This is a genomic window from Timonella sp. A28 (assembly GCF_051200815.1).
Classification (GTDB): domain Bacteria; phylum Actinomycetota; class Actinomycetes; order Actinomycetales; family Cellulomonadaceae; genus Timonella.
Genome location: NZ_CP195159.1, coordinates 333,853 through 357,919 on the forward strand (window position 1 = coordinate 333,853; position 24,067 = coordinate 357,919).

Here is a 24,067-nt window from a genome sequence, read left to right on the forward strand (position 1 = left end):
ACAACAACTCACTGATCAACACGTAACTGTGCAAGTTGTTCAGATAGATCGGTTGCAGCGGACACCGTTCGCACTCCAGCTTCAGTGGCAGCGAACGGCACAACAATGTAGTTTCCCTGCTTAACGGCAGTTAGTTGCGCTGTGGCCGGGTTACTTTCAAGCACACCAATTTTCTTATCCGTATTACCCCACGCAGAATCCACCAAAATGATGACGTCAGGGTCAGCCTCAACAACCTTCTCCCACGAGAATGGACCCCACGTGTCGTCGATGCCACTAGCAATATTTGTGACCCCAATAGTGTCCATAATGAGTTGGGCTGAGCCTTTCGAACCCCCAACAAAAGGTGTGTCAGAACCTGAGGAATACCACAACGCAGAAAGCCCACGATCATCAGATCGCACGGACTCTAACTGCTGTTTTTGCTTGTCGACGAGTTGTTCAGCCTGATCGTGCACATTGAAGATGCGCCCCACTAACTCGATTTCAGCAAAAACATCAGCAAAAGTTAGGGGATCTGGCTGATACTCGTCATCTTTACACGCGCTAGGGGAAACTACCGTGTGCACGCCGAGGCTCTCCAATAAAGAACGCTCACCCATGCCTTCAACAGAAAAGTTTGATTCCCAACCGGCATACACAAGATCAGGTTCGCGCTGTAGTACTGCTTCGCTTCCTGCAAGCTTTTCCGACAATGGCTGGGTGACGGCAGTACTCGTCGCGCCCGGCATAGCGGATAGCCACGACGGTAAAGGCCCATCTTGATATGACGTTCCAACAATGGTGTCACCTACACCAAGAGCCAGCATCATCTCAGTCGTCGATGATTTTGCAGTAACAACACGCTTCGGCGCGGCAGCAAACGTTGTTTCTACACCGCACGTATGTATCGTCAACGGGTAGGCTGTTACCTCGCTAGTTGCTCCAGCCGTTGCCGGCGGAGTATCGGCCGAAGAATCATCTGTAGATGAAGCACATCCACTTATCGTCGCAAGGAACACGACACTGAGCGCGCCTGCACGCATACGTGTAACACGCTTCACCTTAACCGCGCAGTTCTTGGTCTCGTGCAACCGTAGCAGCTACTGCCTCTGCAACAGTCGCTAAAAACGCGTTGCTTTCCAGTGAAAGAAGCCCCGCAACAGTGGTTCCACCAGGGGAACAAACCTGATCGATAAGATCCCACGGAGACGACTCAGACGACTTCACTAGTGCAGCACTACCAAGCACTGCCTGCGCTGCAATACGGGTAGCTTCTGGTTTAGGCATACCGGCAGCCACGGCCCCGCGGGCAAGAGCATCAATGAAAAGAAACGCAAAGGCAGGGGAACTGCCCGCAATGGCAGTAAAAGCAGAAAACTGTGACTCGGGGATAGTCACAACCTCGCCAATAGATTCGAACGCAGTAACAACAGATGCGACATCAGTTTTTGTGGCATGTTCGTTCGCGCAGACGGCACTCATGCCCTGCCCGATCCGCGAGTTAACGTTCGGCATGACACGTGCAATACGAGTATGCGCGCCGAGTAACTCAGCAAGGTCAGCAAGCGATAGTCCGGCAGCAATAGACACAACCAAAGGTTCATTTGCTGCGATATCGTCGTAAATTTCAGCGGAAACTTCTGCAAATTTTTGCGGCTTCACTGCGAGTATGAGCAGATCAGACTCTGCCGCAACCTGCGCATTCGAATCAAGAGCACGCACCCCGGTGCGTGCCGCAAACGCCTCACGTCGTGTTGCTGTTGCAGACGACACCACAATGTCATGAGGAGCAACCAGCCCACCATCAATGAGTCCAGCGATAATCGCACTAGCCATATTGCCGATACCAATGAAACCTACTGTGGCCATTGTTCTACTCCTTGCTTGAGGGCTAAAGACGTGGACATTCACTTCAACATTACCGTCGTTAGTGCAGATACATGAGGTTGAAAGGCACACGACGTAACAGTGACTCACATCTCGGACGCTCACATCCACACCTGTCGTAAAAACCGGCATAATGTGTGTATGACGTGCCAGCACCTCACCGACGTGAACACAGGGAATCGAGCTTTTCGCTCTTCGCCTGATCACTGTGCTGCACAACTCATCATGTTGTTGCTGTTGATCCGTACCGGTTCACTGACCCAACCGCGTAACACATCAACACCAGCGTTCTCTTCAACAGAACATCGGCATTCATATATGCCTTAACGTTCACTGCGCATACGTGTTGTGGGTTTTCGTGGTTACCCCAACAACACTTGAGAGTTTAAACATGTCCACGATTGCTACCGCACAGCTTGCCCCCACACGCCCGTTGAACAACACTGCGGATGTTCGCTTTTCCCCGCAACCCAGCACAGAATTTCACGCCATTGCCCAACAACTTACGGCAGGCCCACAAACCCTCGAATATTTTGTTGCGTACAGCATTGAGCGCTACAGCCGTGACAAAACGCACCCAAATGTGCGGCAACAATAAAAATTAAAGAACCAGTTCACAACTTTCCGTCATATGCAAAGCCGCACGGATGTGACACCGCCTCAAACGCACACTAAGATGGAACAGATTTTGGTGTTGACCCGGCAATCACCGGCGAGCCTTCGGAAGAACAGGCTACGTCACGCGGCACGGTAACCGTAAGGTCCGTGTGCGTATCGCACATAGGTACGTGACGCACGCGAAGCACAGCCCCAGTAGAACCGAACGGGTAGGCCCGTCATAGCCGTTAAGAAGAGGTTGAAGGAAGACGAGCGGCAATCCCCGGTCAACGGGGATAGTCCACTTCCAACAACAAGCGGGGTGGTACCGCGGCCCAACGCACATGCGTCTGGTGTTCGTCCCTGCGCAGCCGAACCGTTGGTCCACCCAGGAGCTTAGCGAGATGAGTCTCGACCCACAGAACTCGTACCCTCTGCACCGCGCTACCCGTGGCGTGCAGGCATCTCCACACCTTCCATCGCTTGAGGAAGAAGTCCTCGCGTATTGGAAGGAAGATGACACCTTCCAAGCCTCCATTGACCAGCGTGAAGCTGGAGAAAAAGGCTCAAACGAATTCGTTTTTTATGATGGCCCTCCATTCGCAAATGGACTGCCACACTATGGACACCTCCTCACCGGGTACGCGAAAGACGTTGTGCCACGCTTCGAAACAATGCGTGGCCGACGAGTCGAGCGACGATTCGGTTGGGACACGCACGGTCTGCCCGCAGAACTAGAAGCAGAACGCGTCCTGAACATCACCGACAAATCCCAAATCGAAGAAATGGGCATCGGTGTCTTTAACGAAGCGTGCCGCACCTCCGTGCTGAAATACACCAAAGAGTGGGAAACATATGTCACCCGCCAAGCACGCTGGGTGGACTTCGACAACGACTACAAAACACTCGATGTCACCTACATGGAGTCGGTGATCTGGGCGTTCAAACGCCTCTACGACAAAGGGCTAGCGTACGAAGGGCACCGCGTACTTCCATACTGCTGGAACGACGAAACCCCGCTGTCAAACCACGAACTTCGTATGGACGACGAGGTGTACCAGTCACGTCAAGACCCGGCATTAACTGTCGGACTCAGACTGGAAACCGGTGAACTCGCACTCATCTGGACCACCACCCCATGGACGCTGCCGTCAAACCTTGCAATCGCAGTAGGGCCAGACGTTGAGTACGTCGTCGTGGAACCAAGCAGCGACTCCGTATTTGCTGGAGAAAAAGTGTTGCTCGGCGCAACACGCGTAGGCGCATACGCGAAAGAGCTTGGTGAAAACCCACTCGTTGTTGCCACACTTAAAGGCAGCGAACTTGCGGGACGTCGATACACTCCAGCCTTCGACTATTTCGCAAACGACCCAGAAAACTCTGCCGCCCACCAAATCATCACCGCTGATTTTGTGACCACCGAAGACGGTACTGGGCTCGTTCACATGGCCCCAGCCTTCGGTGAAGACGACATGATCGCCTGCGAAGAAGTCGGAATAAAGCCAGTCGTACCAGTAGACGACAAGGGAGAGTTCAACTCTCTGGTTCCTGACTATCACGGTCAGCAAGTTTTCGACGCAAACCCGAACGTCATCCGCGACCTCAAAGACGGCACCGGACCACTAGCGCGCGTAACCGAAACGCAACGCGCCAAGGTACTCCGACACGAAACCTACCAGCACTCATACCCACACTGCTGGCGTTGCCGCCAACCGTTGATCTACAAGGCAGTCTCCTCATGGTTTGTACGCGTTACAGACTTCCGCGAGCGCATGGTAGAACTCAACGAAGACATCACGTGGGTGCCAGAGCACATTAAGCACGGACAGTTTGGTAAATGGTTGTCTGGTGCGCGTGACTGGTCAATCTCGCGTAACCGCTACTTTGGTACACCGATTCCGGTGTGGGTGTCAGATAACCCTGACTATCCACGCATGGACGTGTATGGTTCGTTGGCTGAATTGGAAGCCGACTTTGGTCGTCTTCCAGTGAACGATAAGGGCGAACCAGATTTGCACCGGCCATACATTGATGACCTTGTGCGACCAAACCCAGACGACCCTACTGGCGCGTCGATGATGCGTCGTATCCCAGATGTGCTTGACGTGTGGTTTGATTCTGGGTCTATGCCGTTCGCTCAAGTGCACTATCCATTCGAGAACGCGGACTGGTTTGAAAACCATTACCCAGGCGATTTCATTGTCGAGTACATTGGTCAAACGCGTGGCTGGTTCTACCTGTTGCACGTGTTGGCGACTGCTTTGTTTGATCGTCCGGCGTTCCGTACTGCGGTTTCGCATGGAATTGTTTTAGGTTCTGACGGCCGGAAGATGTCGAAGTCGTTGCGGAACTACCCTGATGTGACTGAGGTGTTGCATCGTGATGGTTCGGATGCGATGCGTTGGTTCTTGATGGCGAGCCCAATTTTGCGTGGCGGTAACTTGATCGTCACGGAAGACGGTATTCGTGATGCGGTACGTCAGGTTCTGCTTCCAGTGTGGTCAACCTATTACTTCTTTACGTTGTATGCGGGAGCCGCTAATGAGGGCGATGGGTATGTTGCTCGTCTTGTTGAGCCGCATGAGGTTGCTTCGCTGCCGGACTTGGATCAGTATCTTCTGGCGCGTACCCGTACGTTGGTTGCTGACTTGACTGCGCACCTTGACGCGTATGACATTGCGACGGCGTGTGAGTCTGTTCGTGAATATCTTGACGCGTTAACGAACTGGTATGTGCGTACGCAACGGGATCGTTTCTGGGAAGAAGACCACAATGCGTTTAACACGTTGTATACGGCGTTGGAGACCCTCACGCGTGTGATGGCGCCGCTTGCACCGCTCCTGACTGAAGAGGTGTGGCGTGGTTTGACTGGTGGGCGTTCCGTGCATTTGACTGATTGGCCAACTCTTGATGGCGAATACGGTCAGATTCTTGTGGAAAACGATGCACTTGTCGCGACGATGGAGCAAGTTCGTCAAGCAGTGTCGTTGGGCTTGTCCTTGCGTAAAGCGCACAAGCAGCGTGTGCGTCAGCCACTAGCGTCGTTGTCTGTTGTGGTTCCAGATCAAGAATTATTGGCGCCATACGTTGACATTTTGAAGAGCGAACTCAATGTGAAAGACATTGAGTTGCAGCCTCTTACCCCAGAAGCAACGGAACAGTACGGTATTAGCCAAAGCTTGTCTGTGAATGCGCGTGCGGCAGGTCCGCGTCTTGGACGTGGCGTGCAGCATGTCATTAAAGCGGTTAAGGCAGGGCAGTGGACGCTCACTGATGGTGTGGTTGTTGTGCACACTCAAGAGGGCGATGTTGATCTTGTTGAGGGTGAATACGAGTTGACGACAGTGGTCGCCGGAGATCAAGAATCTTCGCGTGCTGCTGCTGTTCTTCCTGATGGCGGTTTTGTGGTGCTGAGCCTTGAGCTGACACCGCAACTCCTCGCAGAAGGATATGCGCGCGACCTTATCCGTGACATCCAAGAAGCACGAAAAGCTGAAGGGCTGAATGTCGCAGACCGTATTGTTTTGACGGTTGGTATTCCAGAAGAACATGTTGCCGCAGTTGAAGCGAACCGCGACCTTATCGCTGGGGAAACACTTGCGGTGTCGTTGACAATCAATGCGCACAGCGAACGCGACATTACCGTAGTAAAGGCGTCCGCGTGAGCGCGCGGAAAACACCGCAGTCCTCGCAGCCGAGCCCAGAATCTGTGGCTCGGCTGCGGGAGATCTACGGTGCCATCATGGCGCGTAACCCTGAGCACGATTTTGATCCGTCACTTGATCGTGTGCGCGACGTGTGCGACCTGCTGGGGAACCCACAAAACGCATACAAGTCAGTGCACATCACCGGCACGAACGGCAAAACGTCAACCGCTCGTATGATCGAGTCTCTGGTTATGGAATACGGGTTGCGTACCGGTAGGTTCACCAGCCCGCACTTGACCTCAGTGACCGAACGTATCGCAATAGATGGCGAACCAATCTCTGTTGACGATTTCATCGCAACATACGACGACGTGCTGCCATACATCCTTATGGTTGACGACAAGTCCGTTGCTGCCGGTGGGCCACGACTGAGTTTCTTTGAAGTGCTCACAGTCATGGCGTTCGCTGCTTTCGCAGACGCACCCGTCGACGTTGCAATCATTGAAGTCGGTATGGGCGGAACATGGGATTCCACCAACGTTGTGAACGGTGATGTTGCGGTTATCGCCCCAATCTCGTTAGACCACCAACAATGGTTAGGCGACACACTCCGCGATATTGCGATAGAGAAGTCAGGGATCATCAAAGAAGGCGCAACCGTTATAGTTGCGCAGCAAGAAGATTCCGCTCTTGAACCAATCCACGATGCGGTTGCACAACATGGCGCACACCTCATCAAAGAAGGCGACGACTCCAACGTTGTGGCACGCACCGTAGCGGTCGGCGGCCAGCTCCTCACCATTTCAACGGTCGGTGGAACATACCAAGACATCTACCTGCCGTTGTTTGGTGAGCACCAAGCACACAACGCTTTGCTGGCGTTAAACGCAGTCGAAGCGTTGATTGCTGGCGGTGGAGTACTTGAAGGAAACATTGTCGAAGCAGGTTTCGGTAAAACCACTTCTCCAGGACGACTCGAACTTGTTCGATCCAGCCCGACCGTTGTCGTTGACGCCGCACACAACCCGGCCGGCGCACAAGCTTTAGTGGACGCTTTAGAAGAGTCGTTCAACTTTGAACGCCTCATCGGTGTGATCGGCGTTTTGGGTGATAAAGATGCCGAATCGCTCTTAGCAATACTTGAACCTGTCCTAGCCGAAGTCGTTATTACACAGTCAACATCTGTGCGCTCGCAGGACCCTGAAGATTTAGCGGAACTTGCCCGTGAAATCTTTGGTGAAGATCGCGTTCATGTCGCTGAGCGGTTAGATGAAGCGATCGATATTGCTGGCGGACGTGCCGAGTACTTTGACACGATTGGTGTCGGAACAGGCACTGGTGTGTTGATTACTGGTTCTGTCATTCTTGCAGCCGAAGCCCGTATTTTGTTGGGTAAATCGTAGAAAAACTGGTGTAGCCCATAGCTGCGTGCAACTTTTCTCAGTTTGCACGCAACTATGGGCTTTTTTTAAAACAAAGTGTTTGAATGTAAGTACGGTTTAACCGCAGGTTCCCCTTCGCCGCCGACGACGAGGTCGGCGTATAAGAAAGGCACGCTATGAAGAAGTTGATTAACTCCCCGGACGACGTGTTGTTGCAAACCGTTCAGGGTTTCACTTTGGCACACGAGGACATTGTGCAAGCGCACTATGATCCGGTGTTTATTTCACGTTCAACCCCCACACCTGCTGGAAAAGTTGCTTTAGTTTCAGGTGGAGGTTCCGGCCACGAGCCATTGCATGGCGGTTTTGTTGGAGACGGCATGCTTGATGCGGCCGTACCGGGAGCGATGTTTACCTCTCCTACTCCAGATCAAATTGAGGCTGCAATTAAGCATGCTGATGCGGGTGCTGGTGTGTTGAACATCGTCAAGAATTATACGGGCGATGTCATGAACTTTGAGATGGCTGTTGAACTCGCAGAGGTTGACGGTATCGAGGTCACGTCGGTTGTTGTTAATGACGACGTCGCCGTTGAAGACTCTACGTGGACTGCCGGACGCAGAGGCGTTGCAGGAACTGTACTGGTAGAGAAAATCGCAGGTGCTGCTGCGCAACGAGGCGACAACCTGAGCGAAGTAACACGTATTGCGCAAAAAGTGAACGATAACGTTCGTTCCATGGGTGTCGCGTTGAGTGCATGCACAGTGCCTCATGCGGGGGAGCCCAGCTTTGACCTAGCCGACGACGAAATCGAGATCGGAATCGGTATTCACGGTGAGCCTGGTCGTGAACGTGTCAAGCACACGGATGCTGACACCATTACAAGTCTGCTGTTGACGGCTGTTCTTGACGACATGCATGTTGCTGAGGGCGAAAAAGTGCTGCTTTTTGTTAATGGCATGGGCGGCACACCAGCTTCAGAGTTGTACATTGTGTATCGTCAGGCTCGGGCCTTACTAGAAGGCCGTGGCGTGAGCGTACAACGTTCGCTTGTGGGTAACTATGTCACATCTCTTGAAATGCAGGGTGCATCAGTTACTGTTCTGCGGCTCGACGAGGAACTTGTCGAATTGTGGGATGCCCCAGTCCACACAGCAGCCTTGCGCTGGTAGTGCAGGCGACAGGCATAAAATAGCAAGTCCAATGGCCATAGACCTTGGCGCCTATGGCCATTGGTGGGTTTCGTGAGTTTTGTCTTTCCAACGGTGAGGAGACACCTATGACTGCAGATATTCAATGGGCAATCGCGTGGATGAAAGACGTGGCGGCACAAGTATCTGAACGAAAAAATGAATTAACCACGTTAGATCGTGTCATCGGCGATGGCGATCATGGCGAGAACATGAACCGTGGTTTTGAAGCCGTCGTGACGAAACTAGATGACCCTGCTTTCGCACCGAACGTTATCGGTGATGTGTTAAAAGTTGTGGCTACGACACTTATGTCCACGGTTGGTGGCGCTTCAGGTCCTTTATACGGGACGGCTTTTCTTCGTGCCTCAAAAGTTGCTGATGCGCCTGTGCTGACGGAAGCTGCCGCAGTTGGAATGCTTGAAGCAGCGTTAGAAGGCGTTCAGGCGCGCGGTAAGGCACAACCCGGCGAAAAGACGATGGTTGACGCATGGTTTGCGGCAGTGCAAGCAGCCCAACAAAGCCACAGTGAAGGTGGCAGCGTTGACGCGATTGTGCGTGCGGCAGGACAAGCAGCCGTACAAGGCGCTGAACAGACGACCCCGTTGAAAGCAACAAAAGGTCGGGCAAGTTATCTTGGCGATCGGTCGATAGGACATAAGGACCCAGGAGCAACATCTACTGCACTTATTCTTGAAAGTGCAGCACGAAAACTCGCATAGGAGGCATACATGGGATCGTTAGTTTCCCTCGTTTTGGTTTCGCACTCACAGTCGTTAGCTGAGGGCGCAAAGGAACTGGCCTCACAGATGGCGCCAGAAGTAACCATTGAGATAGCTGGTGGGTTGGAAGACGGCTCGATTGGTACGTCCTTCGACCGAATCAGTGCAGCAATTGAAGAAGCTGCAGGGTTTTCTGAATCTGATTCTGAACAAGATTTACATGACGTCGTTGTCATTTGTGATCTTGGTTCAGCGATCTTGAGTACGGAAAGTGTGTTGGAGTTCCTGCCAGAGGAACTCGTCGGCCATGTGACTATGGCCGATGCCCCGTTCGTTGAAGGATCAATTGCTGCCGCGGTTGAAGCCTCATCAGGGGCTTCCGCACAAGCAGTGTTGCGTGTAGCAAATAACTCAGCGTTAAGTTTCGCTGCAGTTGCTGAACAGGGGACTTCGTCAGCAGAAGTTGATGTAGTAGCTTCTGATTCGGACGCGCTCGAGAAGACTGTCGTCATTCGTAATCAGTTAGGTTTACATGCGCGTCCAGCAGCGGTGCTGGCACGTTTAATTGCTGATTTTGACGCTGTTGTTACATTGAATGATGCTCAAGGTGATTCAGTTATTGAAATCATGAAGCTGGGTATAACAGGTGGGCAAGAACTCGTAGTAAAAGCCACCGGAAATCAAGCAGCTCAGGCATTAGAAGCTGTTATCGCAGCTGTCGAAGAAGGATTCGGCGAGCTGTAAGAAGGCGGGTATTCTGGTTCAGTGAACGCACCATCCACTGAACCAGAACCACGTCGCATCGTCGCTAAAAAGAGCGCCCGAATGCAATTCTTGAGCACAACGCTCGTACTTGAAGCATTCGTAGTGTTATTTGCGACGGTTGTAGCAGTGAAGTTCGTGCAAATCGAATACATTCGAACCGACGTCAGTATCACCACCGTATGGATTATTGGTGGAGTGCTAGCTTTATTCTTGCTGGTCGCATCACGAATGCAAAAGAATCCGTACGGTATTTATTTTGGTGCCGTGTTACAGGTTCCTTTCGCCGCATTAGGTTTCTTCGTTGACATGATGTTCTTTGTTGCAGCGGTTTTTGTAGCCCTGTGGATCGCTTCGTGGTGGCTAGGCCGAAAAATCGACACAGAACGTGCCGAATATGATCGTCTACATCCAGATGAAGCACCTAATATGTAATGTCGTCAGCAAGAACACGGTAAAGTGTCCGTCATGTCACACATTGAACGTACCTTAATTCTCGTCAAACCAGATGGTGTCGCCCGCGGACTCGCTGGAGAGGTACTACGTCGTGTTGAAGCAAAAGGCTACACACTCGCGGGGGCGGAATTACTCGTCCCGAGCGAAGAATTACTTGCGCAGCATTATGCAGAACACGTCGGCAAACCTTTTTATGCGCCACTTGTTGAATTCATGTCGTCCGGGCCAGTCTTAGCAATAGTGGCCCAAGGCGAACGCGTCATCGAAGGCTTCCGCGTATTAGCTGGAGAAACCGACCCAACAACCGCCGCACCAGGAACTATCCGTGGAGACTTTGGCCGCGACTGGGGCGCGAAAGTTATCCAAAACATTGTTCACGGCTCTGACTCACCACAGTCAGCAGAACGTGAAATCGCGTTGTGGTTCCCTCAACTGTAACTACATCACACCTCAAAAACACGCATAATAAGGCGGGCTACAGGAAGGTAGCCTGCCTTATTATGTGACGATAACGAACACGACGTCACAAGAGACGATAGGCTGCAAACGTGTATCTCAAAACCCTGACATTGCGCGGGTTCAAATCCTTTGCTTCTGCAACCCGATTCGAATTTGAACCAGGGATTACATGTGTTGTTGGCCCTAACGGTTCAGGAAAATCCAACGTCGTGGACGCACTGTCATGGGTGATGGGAGAACAAGGCGCTAAAACCTTACGTGGCGGAAAAATGGAAGATGTCATTTTTGCCGGTACTTTAGGACGCGCACCACTAGGTCGAGCCGAAGTTTCATTGACGATCGATAACAGCGATGGGGCGTTACCTATCGACTATCAAGAAGTGACCATCACTCGCACCCTGTTTCGCAATGGCGGCTCCGAATACGCGATAAATGGTGCCGCATGCCGTCTACTGGATATCCAAGATCTGCTGTCAGACTCAGGCTTAGGCCGAGAAATGCACGTCATCGTCGGTCAAGGGCAACTCGATGCAGTATTGCGGGCAACGCCAACAGAACGTCGAGGTTTCATTGAAGAAGCCGCTGGAGTACTAAAACACCGCAAACGCAAAGAAAAAGCCTTGCGAAAACTAGACTCCATGCAAGGTAACCTGTTGCGGCTCACCGACCTCATCGCAGAACTTCACCGACAGTTAGGCCCTTTAGGTAGGCAAGCACAAGCCGCACGAAAAGCATCAGTCATTGCCGCGATAGTGCGTGACTCGGGGGCTCGCTTACTTGCAGACGAACTGAACTTATCTGTACTGTCACGCGACGAAAATGCACAAAAAGTTGCTCAATTACGCCATGAATGCGCGCAGCTAGATGAAAATCTGCACGCAGCACGTCAACAGTTAACTATTTTAGAAAACACAACACACGAACTTTCACCACAGCTGCGCAGCGCACAAGAACTCGTCAATACGTTGATTGCGCAACGCGAACAACTGCGGTCAATCGCATCAGTTGCAGAAGAACGCAGTCGAAATCTGGGCGTAGATGCAACGCCAGATACAGCCCAGCTGGCTAGCGACTTGCCTCGCCAAATAGAACGCACACAGCAGCAGCATCTCGAAGCGCAACACGAACTGGCTGCGGCCCAGAACAACCTCACGCGTAAAGAAGAGATCCGAAGTCAAGCAGCACAACAAGCTGCACTGGTAACGAACCGACGCGATCGAGCCGAACAAAAAGCAGCCCAGTATCGTGCACGGCTTAGTGAACTTGATACAGCTATTGCTCGGGAGTCGTCACGTATAGAAGCATTGGATAACGCTCACGCACATGTGACCGGCGAAATTCAAGCAAGTATACGTAAACGAGACGAACACATTCGCCTTGCCGAAGCGGAGTCAACACGTCAGCTATCCTCCGCACAATCGTCTACGGATGATGCTGATCCTCCTGCACAATCAGCTCACGATATTGAACAACATATTGTTTCGCTACAACACGAACTCGATAGTTTTACGGCAGAACTAGAAGCTTTAACTGCAGAACACTTAGAAGTAGAAAAGCAGCGAGTATCGGTACAGGCGCGAGTGGAGCACCTCCTTGTTGAACAAGAACGACAACGAGGCACAGCCGCAAAGTTAGTGGAGCACGATGAGCGACTCACTTATTTTGCAGAACACATTGAAGTCGAGCAGCGCTATGCACCTGCAATAGCAGCTCTGCTCGCACAATATGATCACTGCGTTATTGCACCAAACCACACAGTAGGACAACAATCGTTGGATTGGGCTCGCAACCACGAGCACACAAATTTTGTTCTTGCATATCCGGCCCGCTCCACAGCAACACATGCCGAGCGCACTGAACTCCTCCGTGATTCCTTGCCACACAAATGTGTGCTTGCCTGCGACGTCGTTCGTTTCACAACGTCCAACACTGCTCTACAACAATTGCTTTCCCGCGTTGTGGTGTGCGCAGAAGACACAGGATTCACTCTCGTTGAACAACACGATGACATCACTGTCGTTACCCCTACCGGAACGCTGATAACCCGAGAGTCCGTGCATACGTATGAGGAGCGAACCTCACCGTTAGAGCAAGTGCACGTACTCCACGAAGAACACGAACGACTCGATGCTTTACACGAACGCACGCATGAAGTGCACGAACGTATAACTCGTGCACGTACAGCTGTAGAAAACCTGAACCACAGAATAAAAAATAAACGATCAGAATTGCGTCGCACGCAAGAACAAGAAAAAGAAAATCTTGCTCAAACCGCACACACCCATGCCCGTATTGCAGCGTACAGCGACGAAATTGAACGAGCAGAAAAACGACTCGCTGACACGGTGCGCCAACGTGCAGCTGTGCAAGACAAACATGATCAACTCAACGCACAGCGCCTCGACCTTATTAACACCCAAGAAACGACAACGGACGAGGTTCCCTCAGCAGAAGAAATTATGCGTTGTACACAGGAAGTAGAACGCGCACGGGAAGCAGAAACTCTCAGCCGGTTGGATGTACGCTCCCTGCAAGAGCGGGTAAAGGCCCTAGAAAACCGTAAACATGGTTTGCAGCGCGCATTAAAAACAGAAGAAGACGCACACCAAGCTGCGGTGCTGGCTGCAGAGAAAAGACGAGCACAAGCACAACATGCACAGCGCGTATGCGTGAAAGCCCGTCATGCATTGCAACTTATTGAACGGTCTGTTGAAGAGGCCAGCGAACACAAAAGCATCAAAGAAACACAACGCGACACGTACGAGAACGAACTTGCGTCCTTACGTGCCGACGTTACTCAACACGACAGCGTTTTACGGCAAAAGTTAGAGCACCTGCATCGTCAAGACCTGCAGTATTCGACATTGACGACGAGCACTGAACAATTAGAACGCCGTGCTGTTGATGAATACGGTCTTTCCAGCAAAGAACTTATTGAACAGTTTGGCCCACACATGATGGTGCCCGTGTACACCTTTCCGAGGGGGCGTTCTCTTGGTAAAGACGCTCCAGAAGAAGTAGAACAGGGAAGCGGTCTTACTGGTGAAACGCCTTTTGTGCGGGAAGTTGTTGAAAAAGCGCATGAGAAAGCGCAAAAAGCGTTGGCAGGGTTAGGTCGAGTCAACCCGCTTGCACTTGAGGAATACACTGCGCTTGAAGAACGGCATAAGTTCTTAACAGATCAACTCGCAGACTTGAAAAAGTCGAGGAGTGATTTATTGGGGTTGATCAACGATATTGAGCGGCGAGTGCAAGAAGCCTTTGCTTCGGCTTTTGAAGATACCGCACAGCAATTTGCTGAGGTGTTCCCGCGGCTTTTCCCTGGGGGAGAAGGTCGAATGTTCCTCACAGACCCGGACGACTTACTGCTCACGGGCATAGAAATTGAGGCGCGGCCTGCCGGGAAGAAAGTGAAACGATTGTCGCTGCTTTCTGGCGGTGAACGTTCGTTAACTGCCGTGGCAATGCTGGTATCGATTTTTAAGGCTCGTCCAAGCCCGTTTTACGTCATGGATGAGGTAGAAGCAGCTCTTGATGACACGAACCTTGGGCGTCTGCTGGAGGTGTTTAAAGAACTACAAGATGATTCTCAACTGATCGTGATTACACACCAGAAACGCACCATGGAAATCGCTGATGCGTTGTATGGGGTAACCATGCAAGGTAACGGTGTGAGTTCAGTCATGAGCCAACGCATGCACGTAGATTCATCCGCATAATCTAGCGGTTTCACGAGGTCCTTTTCGTCCTCGCAACGGTTCCTTCACACAATTCATCCCTTGTTTTCTATCTTTGCTTTAAGCGATTGTGCTAGAAACAAACTATGGGATTTGGGTCGATTTGGATTGTACTTGCACTAGCGTGTGCACTAGCCGTTTTAGTGTGGGCTGGAGCCCTTACACGAGACCCAGCAACCCGCGAAGGCTCTATATGGGTCTCATGGTGGCGTGACCTCATTTACGCTTTAGAACCTGTTCGTCTACGAATTTCCATTCTTGCACTACACCTGTGGGCAAAAATTAACGGCCGCACAAGTGTAAAAGCCGTGGAACTAAAAGAACGCTACGAAAAAGTTCGTATTGAACGACGCCGCGAACGCGACATCGCAAAAATGTCTTCCCTCGACGCAGTAGACGAATCAAATTCAACACTGGATGAGTTTTTCAACGCCACACAAACAAACGAACCTGCTTATGTGGGTGCAGACCCAATATCAGACACACTTGAAAGCCTGTATGAGACCGTCCAAGAGCGACGATCGCATCGAGTCGCTGGTAAATAATAAAAGTCACGCTCACTTATAGTGGAAACGCCTGCACATGTGCAGGCGTTTCTTTATTAGCGGATCACTTGAGAGACTAAGACAGTGAACGAACTGACAGATATTCTTCTCTACCTTGTCCCAGCGCTTGTAGTCCTTGGTGGCGCAAGCTATGCAACAGTCGCTGTCAAAAAGAAACGAGCCCGCACCGACGCGACTCGTCCAGACAGAGAAGAAACCGACCTCAAACCCACAACAGACACTGAAGAACCTTCAGATGTTGAGGAAGCACAGTCAACTGACACACCCGCACGCCCAACCTTAGACACACCAGAATCGCTCACTGGACGATTCGCACGGTTGCGCTCTCGTCTTGCCGCATCAGGGTCGCCCTTGGGAACGAAACTGCTCGCGGTACTGTCCAAAGACCACCTCACCGACAACGACTGGGACGAACTCGAAGAGACCCTCCTCCTCGCCGACCTAGGGGCAGGGCCAAGCCAAGAACTCATTGAGTCCTTAAAAACCCACGTGCGTGTTCATTCACTCAAAAACCCCCAAGAAGTAAAAGACGCTTTACGCGAAGAGCTCGTCAAGATCATTGATCCAACCCTCGACCGTTCCCTACACACGGCATCCAGCCACACCGAAACCGGTGAAACGGTGCCGGCCGTCGTTCTCGTCGTAGGCGTGAACGGAACAGGAAAAACAACCACACTCGGAAAACTCACCCGAGTGCTCGTCGCCGATAACAAAACCGTGCTGCTCGGTGCAGCAGACACATTCCGCGCCGCTGCCGCCGACCAACTACAAACCTGGGGCGCACGAGTTGGCGTGGAAACCGTACGCTCCGATCGTGACGGCGCTGACCCCGCATCCGTCGCCTTTGACGCGGCAAAACAAGCCAAACAACGCAACGTTGATGTGCTACTCGTCGATACCGCCGGACGACTGCAAAACAAAGCAGGACTGATGGACGAACTAGGCAAAATTGCTCGTGTCATTGAAAAAGAAGCACCCATCACAGAAGTCCTCCTCGTCCTCGACGCAACAACCGGCCAAAACGGGTTAAACCAAGCGCGAGTGTTCGCGCAAGTGGCCGGCGTAACAGGAATCGTCCTCACCAAACTTGATGGAACAGCTAAGGGCGGTATCGTCGTCGCCGTGCAGCGCGAACTTGGCGTTCCCGTGAAACTCGTTGGGTTAGGCGAAGGCCCAGATGACCTCGCACCATTCGACCCACACCAATTCGTAGACGGCATACTCGGCGAATAAAACACCCACAAAGGGCTGGGCGCATATCACGCGTCCAGCCCTTTTTGTACGCCCGTACCACTTTGAACTGCGGAAACACGAAAGTTACACACACGCGAAACCTGTCACCGTATCGAAACCTAAAACACCGTTGAACGTAATCTGCGTAACAGAAAGTAGGAAATGAACCAGCCGAATGGCTGTCAACGGGAGGCACAACACTATGACCGCAATAGACTCGGGACTTACCGCGTGGATGCTCATATCAGCATCCCTTGTATTACTTATGACCCCAGGACTCGCATTCTTTTACGGAGGAATGGTCCGCGGCAAGAGCGTACTCAACATGCTCATGATGTCATTCGGGGCAATGGCTGTGATCGGACTTCTGTACGTCCTATATGGCTGGTCAATGTCATACTCCACAGAATCCATAGGTGGAATCTTCGGTAACCCATTTGAACAATGGGGCCTATCAGGAGTATTCACCAGCACAGAAACAGGATTCGAATTCGCAGTCTCAGACGGACTACCAACCATCGTCGACGTCGGATTCCAAGTAACCTTCGCCATGATCACCGTAGCCCTCATCACAGGGGCACTAGCAGACCGCGTAAAATTCGGAGCCTGGTTGATCTTCGCCGGGGTATGGGTGACACTCGCATACTTCCCACTAGCACACATGGTCTGGGGAGGCGGACTCCTATCCGGCGACGGCCCATTCGCATCCATCGCTGAACCAGTCGACTTCGCCGGAGGCACAGTCGTCCACATCAACGCCGGTGTAGCAGCCCTCATCCTCGCACTCGTAATCGGAAAACGACGAGGATTCGGCAAAGAACCCATGCGTCCACACAACCTACCCTTCGTTATGCTCGGCGCAGGACTACTCTGGTTCGGATGGTTCGGCTTCAACGCGGGATCAGCCTACGCAGCAGACGGCATGGCTGGACTCGCCTGGGTAAACACCACAACAGCCGCCGCAGCCGCAATCGGAGGCTGGCTCATCACCGAAAAAATCCGAGACGGACACGCCACCTCACTCGGAGCAGCATCAGGAATCGTCGCCGGACTCGTCGCTATAACCCCAGCAGCTGGATCCCTCACACCCGTAGGATCAATCGCATTAGGACTCATCGCCGGAGTACTATCCGCACTAGCAGTTGGACTCAAATATAAATTCGGATACGACGACTCCCTCGACGTCGTAGGAGTGCACCTCGTATCGGGCCTCTGGGGAACAATCGCAATCGGACTATTCGCCGTCGACGGCGGAATCCTATACGGATCAAACCCCAAACTCCTACTCGTGCAAATCATCATTGCAGCCGTCGCAGTGGCGTTCTCCGCAATAGTCACATACATTGTTGCGATCGCAATTAAAAAGACTATCGGCTGGCGAGTAAGCGAAGCAGTTGAAATCGCAGGAATCGACTTGTCAGAACATGGCGAATCCGCCTACGAAAGCCTAGGCGCACAACGGGTCTTTGCAGAGGAGAAAAAATGAAACTCGTAACAGCCATCATCCAACCCCACCGCCTCGAAAGCGTAAAAACGTCACTCGAAACCGCAGGGATTAGAGGCATGACCGTATCAGAAGCATCAGGATACGGCCGCCAAAAAGGACACACCGAAGTGTACAGAGGAGCCGAATACACTATCGACCTCGTACCCAAAATCCGCATCGAAATCCTCGTCGACGACCCAGACGCAGAAGTCGTAACAGCCCTCATCATCAAAGCAGCAGCAACCGGAAAAATCGGAGACGGAAAAGTATGGACCGTCCCCATCGACGACGTAGCCCGCGTCCGAACCGGTGAACACGGCCCAGCCGCACTATAAAACAGACAACAAACACGTGGGGCGACTGACACAACAGTCGCCCCACACCTGTGAAAAGGGGCGTTGCAATGACCGAAAACACTCGCATCACACACACCCGCAACACCTCAATCGAACTACTCACCACACACCGAAAAAATCTCCACACCCTTACCAGCACTGCCACACCCTCAGGAGATACCCGCAACGCCATAACAACCAGCGTTGTCCAAGCCATACACCAGCTCTGGGACAACACCATCACAGGCCTACAACTACCACCCACAGCACACGACCGCATCGTCCTCGCAGGAGTCGGAAGCCTCGGCCGAGGAGATATGGGCCTGCACAGCGACATCGATCTCGTCCTCATCCACGACACCCACGGCATCTCCACAGAAGCCATAACCCAACTCGCAGAAAACCTTTGGTACCCGCTCTGGGACGCCGGAATAGAACTCGACCACTCCGTACGCTCACTCAGCCAATGCCGCACAGTAGCAACCCACGACATCGCAGCAGCCGTTGGCCTACTCAGCATCCGCCCCATCGCAGGCAACGCCGCACTCGCATACACCGCCTCACACGGAGTCCTCACAGACTGGCGCGCCGCCTCACGCCGCCGCCTCCCAGAACTCATCCACTCAGCACAACAACGCAGCCAACAACACGGCGAACTCGCATACCACAGCGAACCCGACCTCAAAGAATGCAGAGGGGGACTACGAGACGCCACACTGCTTGACGCGCTCGCAGCAACCTGGATTGTTGATAAGCCCCATGGCGCAGTAGATACAGCCGTAGACACTCTTTTGAACGCCCGCGACGCATTACATTGCGTTGCAGGAAGAAACACGAATCGTCTCTTAGTAACCTATCTCGACGAGGTCGCAGACAGGTGCGGATGGAACGACGGAGACGAATTTCTTACTAATCTTGCGCAAGCCGGACGAGTCATCAGCTATGCCTTAGACACCACCATCCGACGAGCAAAATCGGCTTTAGCGAAACCACAAGGACAGGGGAGAACCCTCGTCGTGCGGGGTAGGAGAACAGCACCACGACTGCGCACTGTTGCTGAAGGAATCGTGGAACACGACGGGGAACTTGTGCTCACGACAGATACCCGTACCCGAAACGACAGTGTCTTGCCATTCCGTATGGCAGCAACAGCAGCGCACACAGGCCTTCCGATTTCTCCGTCAGCACTTCCAACACTTGCAGCATGCCCACGCATCGCACACCCATGGCCACAGCAAGCCCGTGCAGCGTTTTTACATGTTTTAGGTGCTGGGGTGGCACAAATTCCGGTATGGGAATCGTTGGATCAGGGCGAAATCATTACCCAGTGGATACCAGAATGGCATGCGGTCCGAAACAGGCCACAACGAAGCCACATCCACAGACACACTGTAGACAGACACCTTATAGAGGTTGTTTCACGGATGCGGCCCTGGCTGAAACAAGTGCAAGACCCTACAATTATGCTGCTTGCCGCATTCTTTCACGACATCGGCAAACAAAAAGATGTAACAGACCATAGCGAATACGGGGCATCGAGAATTCCTGACGTTTTAGCACCCATGGGCTGGACACCGACAGTTACCCGAGACGTGATGCTGCTTGTACGGCATCATCTGCTGCTGTCCCGTTTAGCGACACAAGAAGACAACGCCGACCCAAAAACAGTAGAAAAATTAGTTGCAGCCGTCGATAACAGGGCAGACCTACTGACAGCGTTGCGGGCACTTACCGAAGCGGACGCTGCATCACTTGCAACCTCACAGTGGACAAACTGGCGTGCAGGGTTAGTCGATACCTTGTATCGAAAAGCCCTTTCACAGATACGTTCTACGTGAACATGACTGAACTAATACCAAGACCGTTGAGCAAGCAGGTAGGCTTATCCCTTAGACCATATCTGTGTGAACTTTCGTAGAGGGAATAAATAGTGTTTGCCACGTTGTCAGATCGGCTCACGTCAACCTTCAAAAACCTGCGCAGCAAGGGACGCCTATCTGAGGCAGACATTGATGCCACAATCAGGGAAATTCGACGTGCACTATTAGACGCTGACGTCGCAGTTTCAGTCGTACGCGACTTTACTGGGGTCGTGCGCGAACGCGCATTGTCGTCGGAAGTTTCCGGTGCGCTCAACCCCGCACAGCAGGTTGTCAAAATCGTTAACGAGGAACTCGTTAACATTCTTGGTGGCCAAAACAGACCGCTACAGATGGCAAAAAGCGGTCCAACAATCATTATGCTTGCTGGTCTTCAAGGTGCCGGTAAAACCACCTTGGCTGGAAAACTGGCGTTAAACCTCAAAGAGCAAGGACACACTCCTATGCTCGTTGCAGCGGACCTGCAACGCCCAAACGCTGTGACCCAGTTGAAAGTCGTCGGTGAGCGTGCAGGCGTTCCCGTTTATGCACCGCACCCAGGTAACCAAGGCGAAGATGCTTTGCCTGGCGTATCAGCAGGAGACCCTGTTGCTGTAGCGCGAGGCGGAGTGGAAACCGCAAAGGTGCGTCAGCACTCAGTCATCATCGTTGACACCGCGGGACGTTTGGGTGTCGACCAAGAACTGATGACCCAAGCCGCTGAAATCCGAGACGCCATCGAGCCGCACGAAATTCTTTTCGTGATCGATGCGATGATCGGTCAAGACGCAGTAGCAACCGCACAAGCTTTTGACGAAGGCGTCAACTTCACAGGTGTTGTTCTTTCTAAACTAGACGGTGACGCACGAGGCGGTGCAGCACTTTCTGTTGCTCGCGTAACCGGTAAGCCAATTCTTTTCGCATCAACCGGTGAAAAACTTCAAGACTTTGAAGTCTTCCACCCCGACCGTATGGCGTCACGAATCCTCGACATGGGTGACATTCTCACTCTTATCGAGCAAGCAGAAAAAGCCTTCGACGCGCAAGAAGCCGAGCGGATGGCTCAAAAAGTTGCGGAAGGAAAAGACTTCACACTTGCTGATTTCTTAATCCAAATGCAGCAACTGCGCAACATGGGTTCCATGAAGAAAATGCTTGGAATGCTGCCAGGCATGGGGCAAATGAAAGATGCCCTCGACAACTTTGATGAGCGTGAAGTAAACCGCATCGAAGCAATTATTCAGTCTATGACCCCCGCTGAACGAGACAACCCGAAGATCATTAACGGTTCTCGTCGCTCACGTATCGCAAAGGGTTCAGGCACCACCGTTACTGAGATTAACCAACTTTTGCAGCGATTTGATGCAGCTCAGAAAATGATGCGTCAAATGGCAAAGGGTGGGGGAGCCGGTGTGCCAGGAATGCCGGGTATGGGCAAGCTGCCATCAGCTGGTAAACGCGCTGGCGCACGGCAAGCGAAAAAAGAAAAGAAACTTACCCCGCAGCAACGTGCAGCTGCTGCCCGTAAAGCAGCCCGGGAACAAGCAGAAGGCAAGCAAGGAACGTCTTTTGGTATGCAGAATTCTGACTCCGTTGACGTGAGTAAATTAGAGCTTCCGTCTGGATTCGATAAGTTCCTTGGTCGTTAATCACAGATAGCGATATCGATAGTTATGAGGAGTTCTTCGCGTACCGAACCTGTGCATCTGAAAGGACGTATTGTCTTTTCAGATCAGGAAGAACGCGGAGAAGCATGGCTGCTTGACGGACGTTTAACGTGTGAACGTCCCCGACACGTTTCAGTGAATGAAACTGTGTCGGGGACGTTCATTCCCGGTCTTGTGGATGTCCACTGCCATATTGGACTTGGTGCTCACGGTGCGGTAGACAAAGAAACAGCAGTCGCACAAGCACTACAGGATCGTGACTCGGGTGTACTGCTTATTCGTGATGCAGGATCGCCTTTGAATACTCAATGGGTGCACAGCGAGGAAGCTCTTCCAGAACTCATTCGCTGTGGTCGCCACATCGCACGGTCTACAAGATATTTACGAAACTACGCGCGAGAACTCGACGAGTCACATGATTTAACTGCTGCTTTAACTGCGCAAGTTGCGAACAGCGACGGCTGGACAAAAATCGTTGCAGACTGGATCGACCGCAGTATTGGCGATCTTGCACCATTGTGGGAACCACACGACATAGTTGAAGCCTTTACGCAGGTGCATGCGCTCGGCGGGAAAATAACAGCTCACACATTTAGTGAAGAAGCATTAGACGCGTTATTTGATGCAGGAATTGACTGCATTGAGCACGGAACAGGTATGACCGCAGATCATATTTCACGTGCCGCACAACAACACATTCCAGTTACCCCAACGTTGATGCAGGTAGAAAACTTTAACGGGTTTGCTGAGCAAGCACAGGAGAAGTTTCCGCACTATGCGCACCGTATGCGTGCGATGCATAAACGCAGGTTTGAGCACGTAGCCAATTTATATGAGGCAGGAGTGCAGCTCCTCGTCGGCACTGATGCAGGCGGAACCATATCGCATGGTCGTATCAGCCAAGAATGTGCTTTGCTTGCACAGGCAGGTATCCCAGCTCGAGATGTTGTCGCTTTCGCATCGTGGAGAGCCCGCGAGTTCTTTGATCGACCGGGGATTCAAGAAGGGCACCTCGCGCATATTGTGGGATACGAAACTGACCCACGTGATGACCTGACCGTATTGAAGCAACCCAAGATGATCGTCTTAAAAGGAAATCGCATTCTGTGACGAGCGCTTCGCGCCAAAAGACGACCTGAATGTGATGAACGACAAAGACAGTTTCCGCACTCATGACGGCCGTACGCTATGTGTGTGCGGCTATTGTCTGGCATAATTTTAGGTTGTACTCGACTGTCATGGCCCCTCTCACCAGAAGCAGTTGTGTCCAAGGCGATAAGTTGACGTTGTTTCCCCGATGAACGCTTTGACCCACTCCATAGAACACAGGAGATACCACTAAAGTGGCAACCAAAATTCGTTTGAAGCGTATGGGTAAGATCCGCGCTCCTTACTACCGTGTCGTTATTGCTGATTCACGTTCCAAGCGTGACGGTCGTTCGATTGAAGAAATCGGTAAGTACCACCCAACCGAAGAGCCTTCATTCATTGAGATCGACTCAGAGCGTGCGCAGTACTGGCTCTCTGTAGGCGCACAGCCTACTGAGCAAGTTCTCGCTCTCCTCAAGATCACTGGTGACTGGCAGAAGTTCAAGGGCCTCCCAGGCGCTGAAGGTACGTTGAAGACCAAAGCACCAAAGGCAGACCCAGCAGAAGCAATCGCTGCAGCCGCACTAGACGCTGAAAAAGCTAAGGCTAAGGCTTCAGAAGCTAAAGCAGCTGACGCTGAAGCTCCAGCAGAAGACGCTTCGGAAGAGGCCTGATGCTTGCCGACGCTCTCGAGCACCTCGTTCGCGGAATTGTAGACAATCCCGACGATGTTTCAGTGCGTACCAAAAACTGGCGTCGTGGCGATGGTGAACTTCTTGAGGTTCGTGTGAACCCAGAAGACCTCGGACGCGTTATTGGACGTTCTGGTCGTACTGCTCGTGCGCTTCGCACCGTTGTTGGTGCGCTTGCTGGTGATAAAGCGGTTCGAGTCGATGTTGTAGACGTCGATCGCCGCTGATACACGAGTTACTTTTTGTAAGGGTCTGGTCACATCGTGGCTAGGCCCTTACATGCTTTCCGTTGAGTTGCACTGCGTGCACTGTGACATGA

General features: G+C 52.2%; 20 protein-coding genes. 18 read left to right on the forward strand and 2 right to left on the reverse strand.

Annotation, left to right across the window (positions count from 1 at the left end):
• Positions 1 to 8: 8 nt before the first annotated feature.
• Both ACR9EC_RS01635 and proC read right to left on the reverse strand, forming a co-directional pair.
• Positions 9 to 1,043 (reverse strand): putative F420-0 ABC transporter substrate-binding protein, encoded by a 1,035-nt coding sequence (locus tag ACR9EC_RS01635; protein ID WP_435299784.1) that lies wholly within the window; start codon positions 1,041 to 1,043, stop codon positions 9 to 11.
• A gap of 1 nt (position 1,044) precedes the next feature.
• A complete protein-coding gene (proC, locus tag ACR9EC_RS01640) occupies positions 1,045 to 1,851 on the reverse strand; it encodes a pyrroline-5-carboxylate reductase (protein WP_435299785.1) in 807 nt (268 codons plus the stop codon).
• 409 nt (positions 1,852 to 2,260) lie between these two features.
• Here proC and ACR9EC_RS01645 point away from each other — a divergent pair, with 409 nt between their 5' ends.
• The 18 genes from ACR9EC_RS01645 (at position 2,261) to ACR9EC_RS01730 (ending at position 23,975) form a co-directional block, all read left to right on the forward strand.
• Complete coding sequence (locus ACR9EC_RS01645) at positions 2,261 to 2,467, forward strand: hypothetical protein (RefSeq protein ID WP_435299786.1); 207 nt, start codon at positions 2,261 to 2,263, stop codon at positions 2,465 to 2,467.
• Positions 2,468 to 2,870: 403 nt separating this feature from the next.
• Positions 2,871 to 6,131 (forward strand): isoleucine--tRNA ligase, encoded by a 3,261-nt coding sequence (gene ileS, locus ACR9EC_RS01650; RefSeq protein ID WP_435299787.1) that lies wholly within the window; start codon positions 2,871 to 2,873, stop codon positions 6,129 to 6,131.
• Positions 6,128 to 7,516 carry a bifunctional folylpolyglutamate synthase/dihydrofolate synthase gene (locus ACR9EC_RS01655; protein ID WP_435299788.1) on the forward strand — a complete coding sequence of 463 codons (1,389 nt, stop codon included), beginning with the start codon at positions 6,128 to 6,130 and terminating at the stop codon, positions 7,514 to 7,516. Before ileS ends, ACR9EC_RS01655 begins: the two co-directional genes overlap by 4 nt.
• Before the next feature lie 155 nt (positions 7,517 to 7,671).
• Positions 7,672 to 8,667 (forward strand): dihydroxyacetone kinase subunit DhaK, encoded by a 996-nt coding sequence (gene dhaK, locus ACR9EC_RS01660; RefSeq protein WP_435299789.1) that lies wholly within the window; start codon positions 7,672 to 7,674, stop codon positions 8,665 to 8,667.
• Between the two features lie 107 nt (positions 8,668 to 8,774).
• A complete protein-coding gene (gene dhaL, locus ACR9EC_RS01665) occupies positions 8,775 to 9,407 on the forward strand; it encodes a dihydroxyacetone kinase subunit DhaL (protein ID WP_435299790.1) in 633 nt (210 codons plus the stop codon).
• A gap of 9 nt (positions 9,408 to 9,416) precedes the next feature.
• Complete coding sequence (dhaM, locus tag ACR9EC_RS01670; RefSeq protein WP_435299791.1) at positions 9,417 to 10,151, forward strand: dihydroxyacetone kinase phosphoryl donor subunit DhaM; 735 nt, start codon at positions 9,417 to 9,419, stop codon at positions 10,149 to 10,151.
• Positions 10,152 to 10,172: 21 nt separating this feature from the next.
• Positions 10,173 to 10,604, forward strand: a complete 432-nt coding sequence (locus ACR9EC_RS01675) for a DUF4233 domain-containing protein (RefSeq protein WP_435299792.1) — start codon at positions 10,173 to 10,175, stop codon at positions 10,602 to 10,604.
• A 33-nt stretch (positions 10,605 to 10,637) separates the two neighbouring features.
• On the forward strand, positions 10,638 to 11,063 hold the full coding sequence (gene ndk, locus ACR9EC_RS01680) for a nucleoside-diphosphate kinase (RefSeq protein WP_435299793.1): 426 nt from the start codon (positions 10,638 to 10,640) through the stop codon (positions 11,061 to 11,063).
• A gap of 110 nt (positions 11,064 to 11,173) precedes the next feature.
• The gene (gene smc, locus ACR9EC_RS01685; protein ID WP_435299794.1) at positions 11,174 to 14,803 is read left to right on the forward strand and encodes a chromosome segregation protein SMC; all 3,630 of its coding nucleotides are present in this window, start codon (positions 11,174 to 11,176) and stop codon (positions 14,801 to 14,803) included.
• Positions 14,804 to 14,907: 104 nt separating this feature from the next.
• Positions 14,908 to 15,366: a hypothetical protein gene (locus ACR9EC_RS01690; RefSeq protein ID WP_435299795.1), complete on the forward strand. Its 459-nt coding sequence runs from the start codon at positions 14,908 to 14,910 to the stop codon at positions 15,364 to 15,366.
• A gap of 84 nt (positions 15,367 to 15,450) precedes the next feature.
• The gene (gene ftsY, locus ACR9EC_RS01695) at positions 15,451 to 16,620 is read left to right on the forward strand and encodes a signal recognition particle-docking protein FtsY (protein ID WP_435299796.1); all 1,170 of its coding nucleotides are present in this window, start codon (positions 15,451 to 15,453) and stop codon (positions 16,618 to 16,620) included.
• Between the two features lie 202 nt (positions 16,621 to 16,822).
• Positions 16,823 to 18,106 carry an ammonium transporter gene (locus ACR9EC_RS01700; RefSeq protein WP_435299797.1) on the forward strand — a complete coding sequence of 428 codons (1,284 nt, stop codon included), beginning with the start codon at positions 16,823 to 16,825 and terminating at the stop codon, positions 18,104 to 18,106.
• Positions 18,103 to 18,441 (forward strand): P-II family nitrogen regulator, encoded by a 339-nt coding sequence (locus ACR9EC_RS01705; RefSeq protein ID WP_435299798.1) that lies wholly within the window; start codon positions 18,103 to 18,105, stop codon positions 18,439 to 18,441. Before ACR9EC_RS01700 ends, ACR9EC_RS01705 begins: the two co-directional genes overlap by 4 nt.
• A gap of 68 nt (positions 18,442 to 18,509) precedes the next feature.
• Entirely contained in the window at positions 18,510 to 20,279 is a 1,770-nt protein-coding gene (locus ACR9EC_RS01710) for an HD domain-containing protein (RefSeq protein WP_435299799.1), read from the forward strand.
• A gap of 92 nt (positions 20,280 to 20,371) precedes the next feature.
• Complete coding sequence (ffh, locus tag ACR9EC_RS01715; RefSeq protein WP_435299800.1) at positions 20,372 to 21,949, forward strand: signal recognition particle protein; 1,578 nt, start codon at positions 20,372 to 20,374, stop codon at positions 21,947 to 21,949.
• Positions 21,950 to 21,973: 24 nt separating this feature from the next.
• Positions 21,974 to 23,077, forward strand: coding sequence for an amidohydrolase family protein (locus tag ACR9EC_RS01720; protein ID WP_435299801.1), 1,104 nt, complete (start codon positions 21,974 to 21,976; stop codon positions 23,075 to 23,077).
• A 233-nt stretch (positions 23,078 to 23,310) separates the two neighbouring features.
• Positions 23,311 to 23,730 (forward strand): 30S ribosomal protein S16, encoded by a 420-nt coding sequence (rpsP, locus tag ACR9EC_RS01725; RefSeq protein WP_435299802.1) that lies wholly within the window; start codon positions 23,311 to 23,313, stop codon positions 23,728 to 23,730.
• Positions 23,730 to 23,975 carry an RNA-binding protein gene (locus tag ACR9EC_RS01730; RefSeq protein WP_435299803.1) on the forward strand — a complete coding sequence of 82 codons (246 nt, stop codon included), beginning with the start codon at positions 23,730 to 23,732 and terminating at the stop codon, positions 23,973 to 23,975. The genes rpsP and ACR9EC_RS01730 overlap by 1 nt, the downstream gene beginning before the upstream one ends.
• The last annotated feature ends 92 nt before the right edge of the window (positions 23,976 to 24,067 follow it).

Coding starts and splice junctions, on each gene's coding strand:
- proC (WP_435299785.1), bottom strand. CDS start 1,851: ATGGCCACAGTAGGTTTCATTGGTATCGGCAATATGGCTAGTGCGATT.
- ACR9EC_RS01645 (WP_435299786.1), top strand. CDS start 2,261: ATGTCCACGATTGCTACCGCACAGCTTGCCCCCACACGCCCGTTGAAC.
- ileS (WP_435299787.1), top strand. CDS start 2,871: ATGAGTCTCGACCCACAGAACTCGTACCCTCTGCACCGCGCTACCCGT.
- dhaK (WP_435299789.1), top strand. CDS start 7,672: ATGAAGAAGTTGATTAACTCCCCGGACGACGTGTTGTTGCAAACCGTT.
- dhaL (WP_435299790.1), top strand. CDS start 8,775: ATGACTGCAGATATTCAATGGGCAATCGCGTGGATGAAAGACGTGGCG.
- dhaM (WP_435299791.1), top strand. CDS start 9,417: ATGGGATCGTTAGTTTCCCTCGTTTTGGTTTCGCACTCACAGTCGTTA.
- ndk (WP_435299793.1), top strand. CDS start 10,638: ATGTCACACATTGAACGTACCTTAATTCTCGTCAAACCAGATGGTGTC.
- ACR9EC_RS01690 (WP_435299795.1), top strand. CDS start 14,908: ATGGGATTTGGGTCGATTTGGATTGTACTTGCACTAGCGTGTGCACTA.
- ACR9EC_RS01700 (WP_435299797.1), top strand. CDS start 16,823: ATGACCGCAATAGACTCGGGACTTACCGCGTGGATGCTCATATCAGCA.
- ACR9EC_RS01705 (WP_435299798.1), top strand. CDS start 18,103: ATGAAACTCGTAACAGCCATCATCCAACCCCACCGCCTCGAAAGCGTA.
- ACR9EC_RS01710 (WP_435299799.1), top strand. CDS start 18,510: ATGACCGAAAACACTCGCATCACACACACCCGCAACACCTCAATCGAA.
- ACR9EC_RS01720 (WP_435299801.1), top strand. CDS start 21,974: ATGAGGAGTTCTTCGCGTACCGAACCTGTGCATCTGAAAGGACGTATT.
- ACR9EC_RS01730 (WP_435299803.1), top strand. CDS start 23,730: ATGCTTGCCGACGCTCTCGAGCACCTCGTTCGCGGAATTGTAGACAAT.